Here is a 15,164-nt window from a genome sequence, read left to right as displayed (position 1 = left end):
GAGGCGTATGTTTTATCAAGAAGCCGGTCAGTTCAGTACTCGCTATGCCCAGGACCGCCGGGTGTTTCGCCTGCGTCAGGACCGTTACGGCCTGGTTGCCTTGCTGTTGTTGGCCTTTGTCGGCGTGCCGTACCTGGGCAACGACTATTGGTTCAGCGCCATTCTGATTCCATTTCTGGTGCTGTCACTGGCGGGGCTGGGGCTGAACCTGCTGACCGGCTACGCCGGGCAGTTGTCGCTGGGCTCGGCAGCCTTCATGGCGGTGGGCGCCTTTGCCACTTACAACGTGGAACTGCGGGTGCCGGGGTCACCGTTGTTGCTCAGCATGGCCTTGGGCGGGGGAGTGGCCGCGCTGGTGGCGGTGCTGTTCGGTCTGCCCAGCCTGCGGATCAAGGGCTTCTATCTGCTGGTGTCGACCCTCGCCGCGCAGTTCTTTGTGACCTGGGCGCTGACGCGCTTCAGCTGGTTCTCCAACAACAGCGCTTCGGGGGTGATCAGTGCACCGCGCCTGGAGATTCTGGGAGTGGATCTGAGCTCGCCGGTGGGGCGTTACCTGCTGACACTGGGCGTGGTGGTGACGTTGTTCTGGCTGGGCCAAAACCTGGTGCGCAGCGAGCTGGGGCGTAACTGGATGGCGGTGCGTGACAGGGACACGGCCGCTGCCGTGATGGGCATTGCATTGCTCAAGACCAAGCTGCTGGCGTTTGCCATCAGCGGCTTCTTTCTCGGGGTGGCCGGAGCGCTGTGGGCCTTCACTTACCTGGGCACCGTGGAGCCCCACGGTTTCGATCTGAACCGGTCCTTCCAGATCCTGTTCATCATCATTATCGGTGGCCTGGGCAGCATCCTCGGCAACTTCCTGGGCGCGGCGTTCATCGTGCTGTTTCCGGTGCTGCTGTCGAATCTGGTGGCTTTGTTGCCGGCCGGGCTGATCGATGCCGGGCAGATGGAAAACCTGCAGAAGATGGCATTCGGCGCCCTGATCATCGTGTTCCTGGTCAAGGAACCCGAGGGTCTGGCGCGCCTTTGGAAAACGTTTCGCGAGCAGGCCCGGGTGTGGCCGCTGCGCTACTGAACAAACCGGCGCAGGCCTGGACTGCGCTTCGATCCTCCTGCGGTACACGCGATTGAATCATTGATAAGGAACATACCGATGTCCAAACGAGCACTACTCAGTGGCCTGGCGCTGGCAATCAGCCTGAGCGCCGCCTTTACCGCGCAGGCGGATAACGAACAGTACTTCCCGCTGCAGAGCTATCGGGTCGGTCCTTATGCCGCCGGGGGGACCGGCTTCTTTGGTGGCTTTATCGACTACCTCAAGTACGTCAATGCCAAGGGCGGGGTCAACGGCGTCAAGCTGACCTGGAGCGAGTGCGAAACCGAATACGTGGTCGAGAAGGGCGTCGAGTGCTACGAGCGCTTGAAAAAAGGCCTCGACGGCGCGCCTTCCGCGGCGACCAATCCGCTGTCGGTGGGTATTGCCTACGCCACCCTGGAGCGCTCGACCGCGGACAAGCTACCGCTGATTACCATCAACCATGGCCGTACCGATTCCACTGACGGCAGCGTATTCCCCTACGCCTTCCCCTTGCAGTTGAATCCGTATTCCGAGGTGTCGGCGATCATCAACTACATCGGCCAGCAGGCCGGTGGCCTCGACCAGCTCAAGGGCAAGAAGATCGTCACCCTGTACCACGGCTCGCCCTACGGCAAGGAAACCAATGAGGTGTTGCAGACCCTGGCCGACAAGTACGGGTTCAAGCTGACCTTGCTGGAAGTGCCCCATCCAGGCAACGAGCAGCAGTCGCAATGGCTCAACATCCGCAGGGAAAAACCCGACTGGGTGATTCTGCGCGGCTGGGGCGTGATGAATCCGGTGGCGTTGAAAACCGCGCAGAAGGTCGGCTTCCCGGCGGATCACATCATCGGCAACATCTGGAGCAACTCCGAGGACGATGCCGCCCCGGCCGGCGCCGCCGCCAAAGGCTACATCGCGATCACCACGCACCCCTCGGGCACCGGGTTCCCGGTCCTGCAAGGCATCCAGCAGCAGGTGGTGGCCAAGGGCAACGGCGACCTCGCCGATCCGAAACGCTTTGGCACCGTGTATTACAACCTCGGGGTGGTGAACGGCATTCTCAACGTTGAAGCCCTGCGCATCGCCCAGGAAAAATTCGGCAGGCAGCCGCTCACCGGCGAGCAGGTGCGCTGGGGTTTCGAGCATCTCAAGCTGGACAATGCCCGCCTCGAGGAGCTGGGTGCGCTGGGCCTGGTGCAACCCTTGCAGCTGTCGTGCTCGGACCATGAAGGGGGTGGCGCGGTGCGCTTTCAACAGTGGGATGGCAGCCAGTGGAAACTGATCAGCGACTGGGTGCAGGCCGACCGTGCTTTGCTCAGGCCGATCATCGAAGCCTCGTCGCACCAGTACGCCAAAGAAAAGGGCATCACGCCACGCGATTGCAGCCAGGACATTTGATTACGTGTAGGAGCTGGCTTGCCAGCGAAAATCGTTAACGAAAACACATGTTTCCTGGGTTAACGCGGCTCATTTAAATCCATCGCTGGCAAGCCAGCTCCTACAGGATGCTAGGCTGCCTTGGAGAGAACAGCATGAACCCAGTACCGATCTTGCAGATCGATGCAATTGAAGTGCTTTACGAACAGGCAATCCTCGCCGTGCGCGGGGTATCCCTGGTGGTGCCGCAAGGCCAGATCGTGGTGTTGCTGGGGGCCAACGGTGCCGGCAAAAGCACCACGTTAAAGGCCGCCTCCAATTTGGTGCGGGCCGAGCGGGGCGAGGTGGTGCAGGGACGGATTCTGTATCGGGGCCAGGATGTCACCCGCCGTACGCCCCACAGCCTGGTGGCCGGCGGACTGGTCCAGGTCCTGGAAGGCCGGCATTGCTTTGTCCAACTGACCGTGGAGGAAAACCTGCTGACGGGCGCCTTTGCGCGTCAGGTATCCCGTGGGCAACTCCAGGCAGACCTGGAACGTATCTACAGCCAGTTTCCGCGACTCAAGCTGCGGCGCAAAAGCCTGGCCGGCTACACCTCGGGTGGTGAACAGCAGATGATTGCGCTGGGTCGGGCGCTGATGGCCCGGCCACAACTGGTGCTGCTGGACGAACCTTCGATGGGGCTGGCGCCGCAGGTTGTCGAGGAGATCTTCGAGATCATCCACCAGCTCAATCAGCGCGATGGCGTGAGCTTTTTGATTGCCGAGCAGAACATCAACCTGGCCTTGCGTTATGCCCGGTACGGCTACGTGCTGGAAAGCGGGCGGGTCGTCAGCGAAGGCACGGCGCAGCAGTTGGCCGCCCGCAGCGATATCCAGGATTTCTACCTGGGGGGCGGCACCGGTGGTACGGGAGCTGCGGCTTGACGGTGGATGGGGCTGATCATCCCTGGCGCTGATCAATGAGCCAGGGATGAAATTTATCGCCATTCAAGTCGACAAGTTAACCACTTTGACCCCTTGGCCGTCTTGTGCCGGACGGCGTTTGTTGACCACCAGCTCACCGATCTTGATCAGCATGGCGCGGGTGACGTTGCGGCTCAGCCCAAGCAGGCTGGCAGTGTGCACCTGGTTGTAATGGCAGAAGCGATAGGCCGCGCGCAGCAGTGCTTCTTCGACCCGCTCATGCAGGGCGCCGCTTTCTTCCTCGAACAGCTTCAGGAAGGCTTGCTGCAACCGGGCGTCGGCACTGTCGTCCTGGACGGTGTGACTGGCTTCCTGGCGTTCGATCCGCAGTTTGGACAGGTGCAAGTCCTGGACGCGGATCAGATTGTTACTGCAGATCAGCAGGGTGTGGTGAATGACGTTTTCCAGCTCGCGAATATTGCCCGGCCATGCATAGTTCACCAGTTTGCGTTGGGCTTCGGCATCCAGCACCACGTCGCCATAGCCCAGCCGGTGACTGTACTCGGCGATGAAGTGGCGGATCAGCGGCAGGATGTCCCCTGGCCGCTCGCGCAACGGGCTGAGTTCCAGGCTGACCACGTTCAGCCGGTAATACAGGTCCTCGCGAAAGTGCCCGGCGTTGATGGCTTTTTCCAGCTGCACGTTGGTCGCAGCCAGGACCCTCACATCGATGGGGATGCTTTTGCGTGACCCCAGGCGAACCACTTCACGCTCCTGCAGCACCCGCAGCAACTTGACCTGGATCGGCATCGGCAGGTCGCCGATCTCGTCGAGGAACAGCGTGCCACCGTTGGCTTCTTCGAACCAGCCGGCCTTGGCGCTCAGGGCGCCGGTGAAGGCGCCTTTTTCGTGGCCGAACAGTTCGGCCTCCACCAGGCTTTCGGAAAAGGCCCCGCAGTTGACTGCGATAAACGGCCTGTTTCGACGGGCGCTCAGGTTGTGCAGGTGGCGCGCCACCAGCTCCTTGCCGGTGCCGGTTTCGCCGATGATCAACACGCTGGCATCACTGGGCGCGACCTGTTGCAGGTGCGCCAGCAGCGCCTGTGATTTCGGATCTTCGAAGACTTGCGCGGTGGCGCGGATCGAGGTGGCCAGGGCAGGTGAGGGCGGCAGCGTGAGTAGTTGCATGGTCGGACCTATGAATAAAAGGACGGGGTGGGCAGCGCCGAGTTGAGCGCCCAGTCACCCAGTTCATGGAGCTTGTAGTCCACGGGATCGTGAAGGGTCTGGGTGCGCAGGTTGCGCCAGTGGCGATCAAGGCGCAGCGCGGCATGGGTGGCGCGGGCGCCGGTCACTTCGAACAGACTGCTGGTCAGGTCCAGGCCGGTGCGGGTGGCCGCGACCTTGGCGGTGGCAATGGCCAAGGCCAGTTGGCCACGCTCCTCGGCACCAAGCCGGTGCTCCTTGCTCCAGGCGTTGTCGAGCATGGCGTTGGCGCGCTCTGTGAGCAGGCGCACGCTTTCCAGTCCGACCCAGAATTCGCCGTAATGGCGCAGGACATAAGGATCCTGATTGGCCTGGCTGACGTCAGCCTTGAACCAGGGACGCGCTTCCTTGAGGGTGTAATTGCGGGCTTCTTCGAACGCTCCCTCGGCGATACCGAGGAAGATATTGACGAAGGTCAGCTGGGCGATCAGCGGGCGCAGACAGGCAAAAGGCGTGCTCAGCGGGCCGGGATCGAGCAGCAATTCGTTCTCTTCCACCCGGACCCGCTCGAAGGTGGCGCTGCCGCTGTCGGTCTGCCGTTGGCCGATATTGTCCCAGTCGCCGTGCAGGGTGATGCCGGTGCGGTGACTGGGAATGGCGGCGATCAACAGTTTGCCACGGGTGGATTCGTCCAGCGCCGAGGCGATCAACATTTCCGAGTCGGCGGAACCTGAGCAGAAACTCTTGCGCCCGGAAAACTCGCGCCAGCCGGCGAATTTTTTCGACAGGGTGCGGGTGTCCAGCGGGTTAAGCGCGTTGCCCCAGAACCAATTGTTGCGCGCGGTCTGTTCGAACCAGGGCTGCCATTGCTCAGGCCGGGAAAACAGGCGCACCGTGGCCAGCATCAAATGCTGGAAGCCGAATACATGGGCGATCGAGCTGTCAACCCGGGCGAACTCGCGTACCACTTCCAGCGTGTCGCTCCAGCTGGCGCCCAGGCCACCGTATTGCCGGTCAATTTTCAGGGCCAGCAGACCGCTACGGCGCAGCTCGTCACGCTCGGCTTTCGGCGTGCCGCCCAGTTGATCGCGTTCGGCGGCGGTTCGGGAAAATTCGGTGGCGAGCGTCCTGGCGACCTGCAGCGGGTTTTCGCTCATGGGGTCTGTTCCTGTTTGGGTTGCGGGATGTGCAGCCATCAGAGCAAAAGTTGTTCCATGAATTAATATATATAAAAAACAATAAGTTAAGCGGTGCTCGGTGTCGGCTGGTGTTGTCCGGGCCGTTAACTGTTGAGTGACTGTTGCGTGATCAACAATGGCGCTGCTGTTTGTCGGGCAACACTGCTTAATCAGTGAGTAGAATGTAAATGATCTAAAAAATAACTAATAAATAACGTTTGGTTATTAGCTTAGGGCGATGTCGGATTGGAGGGGGGGGCCGGCTTGCTAGCGAAGACGGCCTAAAGCCATGCAGCGCCATACAGACGCCTTCGCCGGCAAGCCGGCTCCTACATGGGGTTGGCGCCGAGCCCAATTCATCGGTACACAGCTGATCCCTGTAGGAGCTGGCTTGCCAGCGAAGGCTGCCTCAAGTCATGCAGCGCCCATGCGGACGCCTTCGCCGGCAAGCCGGCTCCTACAGGGGGTATGGCGCCGAGCCCAATTCATCGATACACAACTGATCCCCGTAGGAGCTGGCTTGCCAGCGAAGACGGCCTCAAGCCATGCAGCGCCCATGCAGACGCCTTCGCCAGGCCGGCTCGAGGTGGGCAGTAAGCGCCGCCGCTGGAAGAAAGACCCGCCAGGGCGGCGGGTCCGGAAGAGGATCAGAGCTTCGGCAACTGCCCGATACGCCCCAGCATCTCGGTCACGATCTGCAGGTCCAGCAGGAACTGGTCGACCGTCTTGAACTCGTTGTCGGTGTGGCCGGTGTACTTCAGCTCGGGCCTGGCCAGGCCGAACTGCACGCCATTGGGCAGGTCATGGACCGAGGTCGCGCCGGCGGAGGTGCCGTACTGGTGTTCCATGCCCAGGTTTTCGCTGGCCACGGCCAGCAGCGCCTTGACCCATTCACCCTCGGGGTTGCGGTACATCGGCTCGGCGATCGAATAGTCGAAGGCCGGCGCAATACCGGACTTCTTGCTCCAGGCGTCCAGCTTGTCGGCAATCTCGGTCTTGAGCACTTGCGGGGACTTGCCCTTTGGCACCCGCAGGTTGACCGCGAGCTTGAAGGCTTTTTCATCCATCCCGACAAAAGTCAGGGAAGCTGTCAGCGGCCCCATGAAGGCATCGGAAAAGCCCACGCCCAATTTGCCGCCCAGGTAATCCAGGCCCCAGTTGTCGGCGGCGTAGCGCGCGGCATCGGTGATGTGGTTGTGCTTGAGCGCAACCTTGCCGTCGAGGCTGTTGATCAAGTCCAGCATCCTGGCCACCGGGTTGACGCCGGATTCGGGTTCAGAGGAGTGGGCGGAAACGCCGGTGACCGTCAGCTGCACGTCCTGGCCGACGACCTTGGTGGACACCTCAAAGTTGCCGCCATTGCGCTGGGCATAATCGGCACCGGCCTTCTGCAGGCTGGCGGCCAGCTCGGCGGGTTTGTCGGTCACCAGGGTGGCGACCGAGGTCGACGGAATCTGGTTGGTGGCCAGCCCACCCGTCATTGCAATGATTTCGGCGCCTTTGCCCTCTGCGGCCCGCCGGGTAAAGCTTGCCATGACAGTGCCATAGCCTTTCTCGGCGATCACCACCGGATAGCTGCCATCGAGTGCCAGGTTGTAGTTGGGTGTGGGATTGCGTTCAAAGTAGTAGGGGATCGCGTCGCCGGTGGTTTCCTCGGTGGTGTCCACCAGCAGCTTGAAGTTCCTGGCCAGCGGCAGCTTCTCTTCCTTGATGACCTTCATCGCGTACAGCGCGACGACGATGCCGTTCTTGTCATCCTCGGTACCGCGACCGTACATGCGCTCGCCCACCAGGGTGACTTTGAACGGATCGAGCTTGGTGCCGTCTTTGAGCACCCAGTTTTCCGGGGTCACGGGCACCACATCTGCATGCGCGTGAATACCCACGACTTCGTCGCCATTGCCCTCGAGGGTGATCTCATAGACACGATTGTCGACGTTGCGAAAGGTCAGGTTGAACGCCTGGGCGAGGCCCTTGAGCTTGTCGGCGATCTTGATGAACTCGGGGTTGTCGTGCTGGGCCACGCCGTCCACGCGGAAAGTCGGGATGGCCACCAGTTCGCGCAGGGTCTCGTTGGCAGCGTTGCCGTATTTCACCCGTGCATAAATGCCCAGCAGACGATGGATGTCGTTCTGCTGTTCGGGGGCAAGGGCCTTGTTGCCAAGGAAGGCGTTGATGGCCGCGTCGAGGTTGTCGGTTTTGGCCAGATCGCTCTTGGCCAGGCCTCCCAGGAACTGCCTGAAATCCGTGACCGGTGCGTCACCGAAGGTCTTGAGGATCGCCGCGCTCTGCTGCGGGGTGATGTGGGCGTACGCTGGCGTGGCAAACGACGAAAAGCTGGCGAGTATCAGGGTGGCGGCGGCCAGGTGCTTGAGTGAACAATTCATTGCTGGGCATTCCTTTGCAGGCTGGTTGGAAAATGTCTGATCGAAGTAACAGAACATTTCCAAAATTAACACCATTCGTCAGTTCGAAGGGCACCAAGGGCTGCAATTTCGATTCAATCAACCGGGTAGTCGCCACCCGACAATCGGCAAACTGCGCATTCTGCTCTTTCGATATGGAATAAGTGAAGGCACAATGCGCATCCTTTTTTGGCTGGCCTTGCCGGAGGCGCCTCGAAATGATCAAAACGCCGTACTACCTCATCGATAAACAGAAGCTGCTGGCGAACATGCAGAAGATCGCCTATGTGCGCGAACAGTCCGGGGCCAAGGCCCTGCTGGCGCTCAAGTGCTTCGCCACCTGGTCGGTGTTCGACCTGATGCAGCAGTACATGGACGGCACCACGTCGTCGTCGCTCTACGAACTCAAGCTTGGTCGTCAGAAGTTCGCCGGCGAGACCCATGCCTACAGCGTGGCCTGGGCCGACGACGAGATCGAGGAGATGCTCGAGAACTGCGACAAGATCATCTTCAACTCCATTGGCCAACTGCAGCGCTACACCGAAGCGTCGGCGGGCAAGGTCCGCGGGCTGCGGGTCAATCCTCAGGTGAGCAGCTCCGATTACCTGCTGGCCGACCCGGCGCGTCCGTTTAGCCGCCTGGGTGAATGGGATCCGGTGAAGATCGAGCAGGTCATCGGGCAGATCTCCGGTTTCATGTTCCACAACAACTGCGAGAACGGCGACTTCGGCCTGTTCGACCAGATGCTGTGCACCATCGAAGAACGCTTCGGTCATCTGCTGCACAAAGTCGAGTGGGTCAGCCTCGGTGGCGGCATTCACTTCACCGGTGAAGGCTACGCGCTGGACGAGTTCTGCGCGCGCCTCAAGGGCTTCTCGCAGAAGTACGGCGTGCAGGTGTACCTGGAGCCGGGCGAAGCCGCCATCACCCAGAGTGCGTCGCTGGAAGTCACCGTGCTCGACACCCTCTACAACGGCAAGCACCTGGCGGTCGTGGACAGCTCCATCGAAGCGCACATGCTCGATCTGCTGATCTATCGCCTCAACGCCAAGTTGGCGCCAAGCGACGGCGAGCACACCTACATGGTGTGCGGCAAATCCTGCCTGGCCGGCGACATTTTCGGCGAGTATCAATTTGCTCGGCCGCTGGCCATCGGCGATCGGCTGTCGTTCGTCGATGCAGCGGGTTACACCATGGTCAAGAAGAACTGGTTCAATGGCTTGAAAATGCCGTCCATCGTAGTGAAACAACTCGACGGTAGTATCGAGGTGATTCGCGAATTTGGTTACAACGACTACATGTCCAGCCTTTCGTAAGCTGGCGCAGAGGAGAGTTAGATAAATTGAAGAAGAACGTACTTATCATTGGTGCAGGAGGTGTCGCCAAGGTGGTGGCCCACAAGTGCGCGCAGCACAACGATGAACTCGGTCGTATTGCTATCGCGTCGCGCAACATCTCCAAATGCCAGGCCATCATCGACAGCGTCAACGCCAAGGGCAGCCTCAAGGTGCCCGCCGACATCCAGGCCTTCGAGCTGAACGCCCTGGACGTGGAAGCGACCAAGGCGCTGATCCGCGACACCGGTTCGCAGATTGTCATCAACGTCGGCTCCGCGTTCCTCAACATGTCGGTGCTGCGTGCGTGCATCGATACCGGCGTGGCCTACCTGGACACCGCCATCCACGAAGAACCGGGCAAGGTCTGCGAGACGCCGCCCTGGTATGGCAACTACGAGTGGAACCACCTGGAGGAATGCAAACAGAAGAACATCACCGCCATTCTCGGTGTGGGCTTCGACCCGGGTGTGGTCAACGCCTATGCGGCGCTGGCGCAACAACAGTATTTCGACCGCATTGATTCGATCGACATTCTCGACGTCAATGCCGGTTCCCATGGCAAGTATTTCGCCACCAATTTCGACCCGGAAATCAACTTCCGTGAGTTCACCGGGCAGGTGTGGAGCTGGCAGGACAGCCAGTGGACCAGCAACACCATGTTCGAAGTCAAACGCACCGATGACTTGCCGGTGGTAGGGGAGCAGAACCTGTACCTGACCGGTCACGACGAAGTGCACTCGCTGTCGAAAAACCTCGACGTGCCCAACGTGCGTTTCTGGATGAGCTTCGGCGAGCACTACATCAATGTGTTCACGGTTCTGCGCAACCTTGGCTTGCTGTCCGAGCAACCGGTCAAGACCGCCGAAGGACTGGAAGTGGTGCCGCTGAAAGTGGTCAAGGCCGTGCTGCCTGATCCGGGCTCGCTGGCGCCGGGCTACACCGGCAAGACCTGCATCGGCGATCTGGTCAAGGGCACCAAGGATGGCCAGCCGCGCGAGGTGTTCATCTACAACGTGGCCGACCATGAAGACGCCTACGCCGAAACCGACAGCCAGGGCATTTCCTATACCGCTGGCGTGCCACCGGTGGCAGCAGCCCTGCTGGTCGCCCGCGGCGAGTGGGATGTGCAGCGTATGGCCAACGTTGAAGAGCTGCCGGCCGAGCCGTTCCTCAAGGCGCTGGACGTGATGGGCCTGCCGACCCGCATCAAGGACGAGCATGGCGATCGTCCCCTGGAGCTGTAACGCCTGACACCCCCCGACACGAGGTGCGCCAGGGCAGGTGCACCTTGCTGATTTGTTCATCCCCCCCTGCAAGAACCTCTGATTTGCTGAGCCGCTGACATCCTTATGGATCAGCTCGCGGCACGGGCTTGCCTTGTGCGATATAGATCTCGACGGACCCCTGGAAGTTTGTATTCGCGGGGCGTACTGCCGACGACTGGCGGGATTTTCCAGCCTCGGCCGCTGTTCAATACCGCCTGTCGCGTCTCAAAAATCTTTTTAAAATTTTCAAACGGGCCAGCGCTTCAGATGACTGTGGGCGGCGCATTCGGTTGATACCGGATGAGTAGCGACGCCTTTAGACCTGAGGAGATTTGTCATGTTTCTACATAACAAACGACTGCAATACACCGTGCGTGTCGCGCAACCCAACCCTGGATTGGCCAACCTGCTGCTCGAGCAATTCGGCGGGGCACAAGGCGAACTGGCAGCGGCGTCCAGATACTTCACCCAGGCACTGGCCGAAGACGATCCGGGAAGAAAGGATCTGCTGATGGACATTGCCACCGAAGAACTCAGCCACCTCGAGATCGTCGGGTCGATCATCGTGATGCTCAACAAGGGCGCCAAAGGCCAGATGGCCGAAGGCGTGGAAGAAGAGGGCGAGCTGTATCGCGCAATCAACGGCGCCGGTAACGACTCGCACATCACCAGCCTGTTGTACGGCGCCGGTGCGCCCCTCACCAACTCCGCCGGCGTGCCGTGGTCGGCCGCCTATGTCGACACCATCGGCGAGCCCACGGCAGACATGCGCTCCAACATTGCGGCCGAAGCGCGGGCGAAAATCGTCTACGAGCGCTTGATGAACGTCACCGATGATCCTGGCGTGAAGGAAGCCCTGGGGTTTCTCATGACCCGCGAGATCGCCCATCAACTGTCCTTCGAAAAAGCCTTGCATTCGATCCAGCCAAACTTCCCCCAAGGCAAGCTGCCCGGAATGCCGGAGTTCACCAACGTCTACTTCAACATGTCCCAGGGTGAAGAGAGCACGCGCGGGCCGTGGAACCAGGGTGAAGATTGGGAGTACGTGGAAGAACCGATGCCAGCGGTCGATGGCGGCGATGGCACCGCCAGTGTCGAACTCAGCGCCGAGGACGAAGCGCTGCTGATGGACATGAAGGCGCGCACGATGTCCGACCCCGGCAGCGATCCGCTGACGGGCGCCGACCTTGGTGCGGGTGTGCAGTTGAAGCAGGAAGCATGACGTGGTTCACCGCACGCTGTTGAGGCGTGCGGTGTTTTTCTGTTACTAAGATAAATACGGGGTGAATGATATGGCTTCGAATTTCAACAGGGGCTCCGGGGATAACAACCTGGACCTGTCCGGTTTGTTCAATGCCACCGCGCGGGCCTTCGAGCGAGATGCACAGCGCATCTCCAGGCAGTTGCTGCCGGCCACTTCCGGGGCGAGCCGCAAGCGGGCGAACAGTCGATAGGAGGTTGTATGGCAGATCCAGCGTCGTCGGGTGCAAATGCATCGCGCTCATGGCTTGAACTGGCTCGCAGCAGCGGGTGGCAGGGCGCCAGCTTCTGGTTGATCCTGACCATCGTCACCTTCCTGTTGCTGTTCAGCGGCTACAGCGCGCTGATCGGGGCCGACCCGAAGATTCTGCATTACGCAATGCTGGGCGGTACTGCCGGTTTCGCCGCGACAGCCTTGGGCGCCGTGTTGGCCCTGGTGCTGCGTGAAGTGGCGGTGCGCACCCAGGACATGATGCTCGGCTTTGCCGCGGGGATGATGCTGGCCGCCAGTTCCTTCTCACTGATCCTGCCCGGCATCGACGCCGCGCAATCCATCACGGGCAACCAGATGGCGGCTGCCGCCGTTGTCGTGTTCGGGATGGGCTTGGGTGCAGCGCTGATGGTCGGGCTGGATCGCTTTGTGCCCCATGAACACCAGAAGATCGGCAGGAAAGGGCCCGAGGTGCAACGGATCAACCGGGTCTGGTTGTTCGTCCTCGCCATTACCCTGCACAACCTGCCCGAAGGCATGGCCATCGGCGTCAGCTTCGCCGACGGCGACATGACCGTGGGGCTGCCACTGACCACCGCCATCGCGCTGCAGGACATCCCCGAAGGTCTCGCCATCGCCCTGGCGCTACGGGTGACCGGCATCTCGGCACTGCGTGCGGCGCTGGTGGCGATCGGTTCCGGCCTGATGGAACCCTTGGGCGCGGTGATCGGCCTCGGGGTGTCTTCCGGCTTTGCCCTGGGGTATCCGATCGCCTTGGGGCTGGCGGCGGGGGCGATGATCTTTGTGGTCTCCCATGAAGTGATTCCGGAGACACACCGCAACGGACATGAAACGCCGGCCACGTTGGGCTTGATGCTGGGGTTTGGGGTGATGATGTTTTTGGATACGGCGTTGGGCTAGTGGCTGGACATCTTCAGCCCCGATATCAACGGACTGACTTGTCTCGCCGCCATGACCATTGTTCATTACGAGGAGCGGACGTGCCGGCCAGCCTTATCGGCACAAGGTGTGTCGACATGGTTCATCCCCAACAACGGCACTCCCAAAAGCGTCAACACCACACCCACCATGGCACTGCCGACCAGCGGATCGCCGAACTGCAGCCATGCCCAGATCATGGTCACCGGTGGTGTCAGGAACAGCACGCCACTGATGCGCTGGATGCTGAACCGCTGCAGGCACAGCCAGTAAAATCCGTAGCCACCTAAAGTCGCAAAGATCACCAGCCACACCACGCCCACTGCAAAGCCTGTCCTCATCGGCGGCCTTATTTCACCTTCAAGGCCCGCCAGCACGGCAAATACCGGGATCACGGCACAGACCTGAATGAACAGCGCAGTGAGGGCGGACATCGACGCACCGGGCAGTGCCTTCTGGTACAGCGTCGCCGCCGCCAGGGACAGGACTGCCAGCACTGGCAAGCTATGAACCCAGAGGTCAGTGGCGTCCCATTCGACACTGGCCGCGCTGGCCACCAGCATGCCGCTCAGACACAGCGCCAATCCCAACCACTGCCATCCGCGGGTGCGCTGCCCGGGTACGCTGCCGGCCAACACTACAATCGTCAGCGGCAACAGATTGGCGATCAGTGAGGCAGTGCCTGGCGCTACACCCAACTGAATGGAGGCGGCGATCGGCCCGATATAGCCGCCGATGGCGAACAGCCCCAGCAGCCCTTGATGCACCAGATCGCGGCCGCGCAAGGCATGCAGACCCTTCCACGCGAACGGCAGCAGCACGACGGCCGCCAGGATGAAACGCCATAGCGTGGCCAGGTAGACGCTGCCCTGGTCGGCTACATACCGGTAGCCGATGAAACCGGAACTCCAGCTGACGACCATGGCCACCAGAAGCAGGCCGCTGGTCACCAGTGATAAGCGAGTGTGTATGACGTTCATCGAATGGCACCTGACAATGGGCTCGGTTCGATGGTAAGAATGAAGGTGTGATGCAATCAAACGATACGATCAGTACCAGTAATGCAGGATAATTGAACCATGACCGAGACCATCGATATTGAGCTGCTGCGCACCTTTCACGCCATCGTGCGCTTCGGGCAATTCCTGGCGGCCTCGAGCTTTTTGAACAAAAGCCCGTCGGCGGTCAGCTTGCATGTGCGGCGCCTGGAAGCCCTGGCGGGGGGGCGCTTGCTGGAGCGTGACAACCAGACCGTCAACCTGACGCCCCTGGGTCGCCGCTTCGCCCTGCAAAGCGCCGAGCTGCTGTTGTTGCACGACCGCATGCTCGCCAGCTTCAGCACACCGGTGGCCAGCGGCCGGGTCAGGCTGGGCATTTCCGAGGAGTACGCGGGCGCGGTCCTGGGCTGTACGCTGCCGCACCTGAGCGCGGACTTTCCTCACATTGAACTGGAAGTCGAAACCGGTTCCAGCGGCCGCCTGAACACCCGCCTGCAGCGCGGCCAACTGGATCTGGCGTTGCTGGTGGAGGCGGCTGACGTGATTGCAGCCGATGCGCGCTGCATCAAGACCCTGGGCATCACCCAGCCCGTCTGGGTCGCCGCCCACGACTATCGGCTGGACCTCGCCAGGCCGGTGCCCCTTGCCTTGCATGGCAAGGGCTGCCCGTATCGAAGCGTGGCGGTCGACGGGCTTACCCGGCTGGGCCGGCGCTGGCGGGTGGTCATCATGAGCGCCGGGGTCACGGCACTGGAAACGGCGATCGAAGCCGGCCTGGCCGTCGGCATCGCCGACCGCGCCCAAGTGCGGCCAGGCATGCGCATACTGACCACGGCAGACGGCTTGCCGGAGCTGCCGGTGCATGAACTGCGACTGATGCTCGCCCCGGGAAAATTGAGTGAAGCGGGTGAGGTGGTGGCAGGATTGATCGGGCACGGCTTTGAGCTTTGACGGGCTTTTTTTGCGCAGCCATTCGCAACCAACCTTGCGCCTACAGCAACACCC

13 protein-coding genes are annotated in these 15,164 nt (G+C 61.2%); 9 read left to right on the top strand and 4 right to left on the bottom strand.

Translation table 11 applies throughout. The features are described from left to right. The first annotated feature begins 7 nt into the window (after nt 1–7). From J2W17_RS15305 to J2W17_RS15295, 3 genes are all read left to right on the top strand, one after another. Complete coding sequence (locus J2W17_RS15305) at nt 8–1,075, top strand: branched-chain amino acid ABC transporter permease (RefSeq protein WP_307335304.1); 1,068 nt, start codon at nt 8–10, stop codon at nt 1,073–1,075. Between the two features lie 78 nt (nt 1,076–1,153). After that, on the top strand, nt 1,154–2,476 hold the full coding sequence (locus J2W17_RS15300; protein ID WP_307335302.1) for an ABC transporter substrate-binding protein: 1,323 nt from the start codon (nt 1,154–1,156) through the stop codon (nt 2,474–2,476). A gap of 134 nt (nt 2,477–2,610) precedes the next feature. After that, entirely contained in the window at nt 2,611–3,381 is a 771-nt protein-coding gene (locus J2W17_RS15295) for an ABC transporter ATP-binding protein (RefSeq protein ID WP_307335300.1), read from the top strand. Nucleotides 3,382–3,444: 63 nt separating this feature from the next. Here the strand turns inward: J2W17_RS15295 and J2W17_RS15290 are convergent, their stop codons facing one another. The 3 genes from J2W17_RS15290 to J2W17_RS15280 all read right to left on the bottom strand — a co-directional run bounded on the left by J2W17_RS15290 (nt 3,445) and on the right by J2W17_RS15280 (nt 8,131). Beyond that, nucleotides 3,445–4,548: a sigma-54 interaction domain-containing protein gene (locus J2W17_RS15290; protein WP_307335297.1), complete on the bottom strand. Its 1,104-nt coding sequence runs from the start codon at nt 4,546–4,548 to the stop codon at nt 3,445–3,447. A gap of 8 nt (nt 4,549–4,556) precedes the next feature. Continuing rightward, entirely contained in the window at nt 4,557–5,762 is a 1,206-nt protein-coding gene (locus J2W17_RS15285) for an acyl-CoA dehydrogenase family protein (protein ID WP_307335295.1), read from the bottom strand. A 629-nt stretch (nt 5,763–6,391) separates the two neighbouring features. Then, on the bottom strand, nt 6,392–8,131 hold the full coding sequence (locus tag J2W17_RS15280; RefSeq protein WP_307335293.1) for a dipeptidase: 1,740 nt from the start codon (nt 8,129–8,131) through the stop codon (nt 6,392–6,394). 236 nt (nt 8,132–8,367) lie between these two features. Here J2W17_RS15280 and J2W17_RS15275 point away from each other — a divergent pair, with 236 nt between their 5' ends. The 5 genes from J2W17_RS15275 (at nt 8,368) to J2W17_RS15255 (ending at nt 13,143) form a co-directional block, all read left to right on the top strand. Next, the gene (locus J2W17_RS15275; protein ID WP_307335291.1) at nt 8,368–9,465 is read left to right on the top strand and encodes a carboxynorspermidine decarboxylase; all 1,098 of its coding nucleotides are present in this window, start codon (nt 8,368–8,370) and stop codon (nt 9,463–9,465) included. Nucleotides 9,466–9,491: 26 nt separating this feature from the next. Then, nucleotides 9,492–10,730, top strand: a complete 1,239-nt coding sequence (locus tag J2W17_RS15270; RefSeq protein ID WP_307335288.1) for a saccharopine dehydrogenase family protein — start codon at nt 9,492–9,494, stop codon at nt 10,728–10,730. A 358-nt stretch (nt 10,731–11,088) separates the two neighbouring features. After that, complete coding sequence (locus J2W17_RS15265; RefSeq protein WP_307335286.1) at nt 11,089–11,973, top strand: manganese catalase family protein; 885 nt, start codon at nt 11,089–11,091, stop codon at nt 11,971–11,973. A gap of 70 nt (nt 11,974–12,043) precedes the next feature. Further along, on the top strand, nt 12,044–12,205 hold the full coding sequence (locus tag J2W17_RS15260) for a hypothetical protein (RefSeq protein ID WP_307335284.1): 162 nt from the start codon (nt 12,044–12,046) through the stop codon (nt 12,203–12,205). Between the two features lie 8 nt (nt 12,206–12,213). Then, a complete protein-coding gene (locus tag J2W17_RS15255; protein WP_307335282.1) occupies nt 12,214–13,143 on the top strand; it encodes a ZIP family metal transporter in 930 nt (309 codons plus the stop codon). 65 nt (nt 13,144–13,208) lie between these two features. Here J2W17_RS15255 and J2W17_RS15250 read toward each other — a convergent pair whose 3' ends face one another. Beyond that, a complete protein-coding gene (locus J2W17_RS15250; RefSeq protein WP_307335279.1) occupies nt 13,209–14,141 on the bottom strand; it encodes a DMT family transporter in 933 nt (310 codons plus the stop codon). A 99-nt stretch (nt 14,142–14,240) separates the two neighbouring features. On the opposite strand from J2W17_RS15250, the gene J2W17_RS15245 reads away from it, so the two are divergent. Continuing rightward, nucleotides 14,241–15,110, top strand: coding sequence for a LysR family transcriptional regulator (locus tag J2W17_RS15245; protein ID WP_307335276.1), 870 nt, complete (start codon nt 14,241–14,243; stop codon nt 15,108–15,110). Nucleotides 15,111–15,164 lie beyond the last annotated feature (54 nt).

The organism is Pseudomonas lini (assembly GCF_030812475.1).
Taxonomy (GTDB): domain Bacteria; phylum Pseudomonadota; class Gammaproteobacteria; order Pseudomonadales; family Pseudomonadaceae; genus Aquipseudomonas; species Aquipseudomonas lini_A.
Note: the sequence above shows the minus strand (reverse complement) of the source record. Positions and strands in the feature narration are given on the sequence as shown.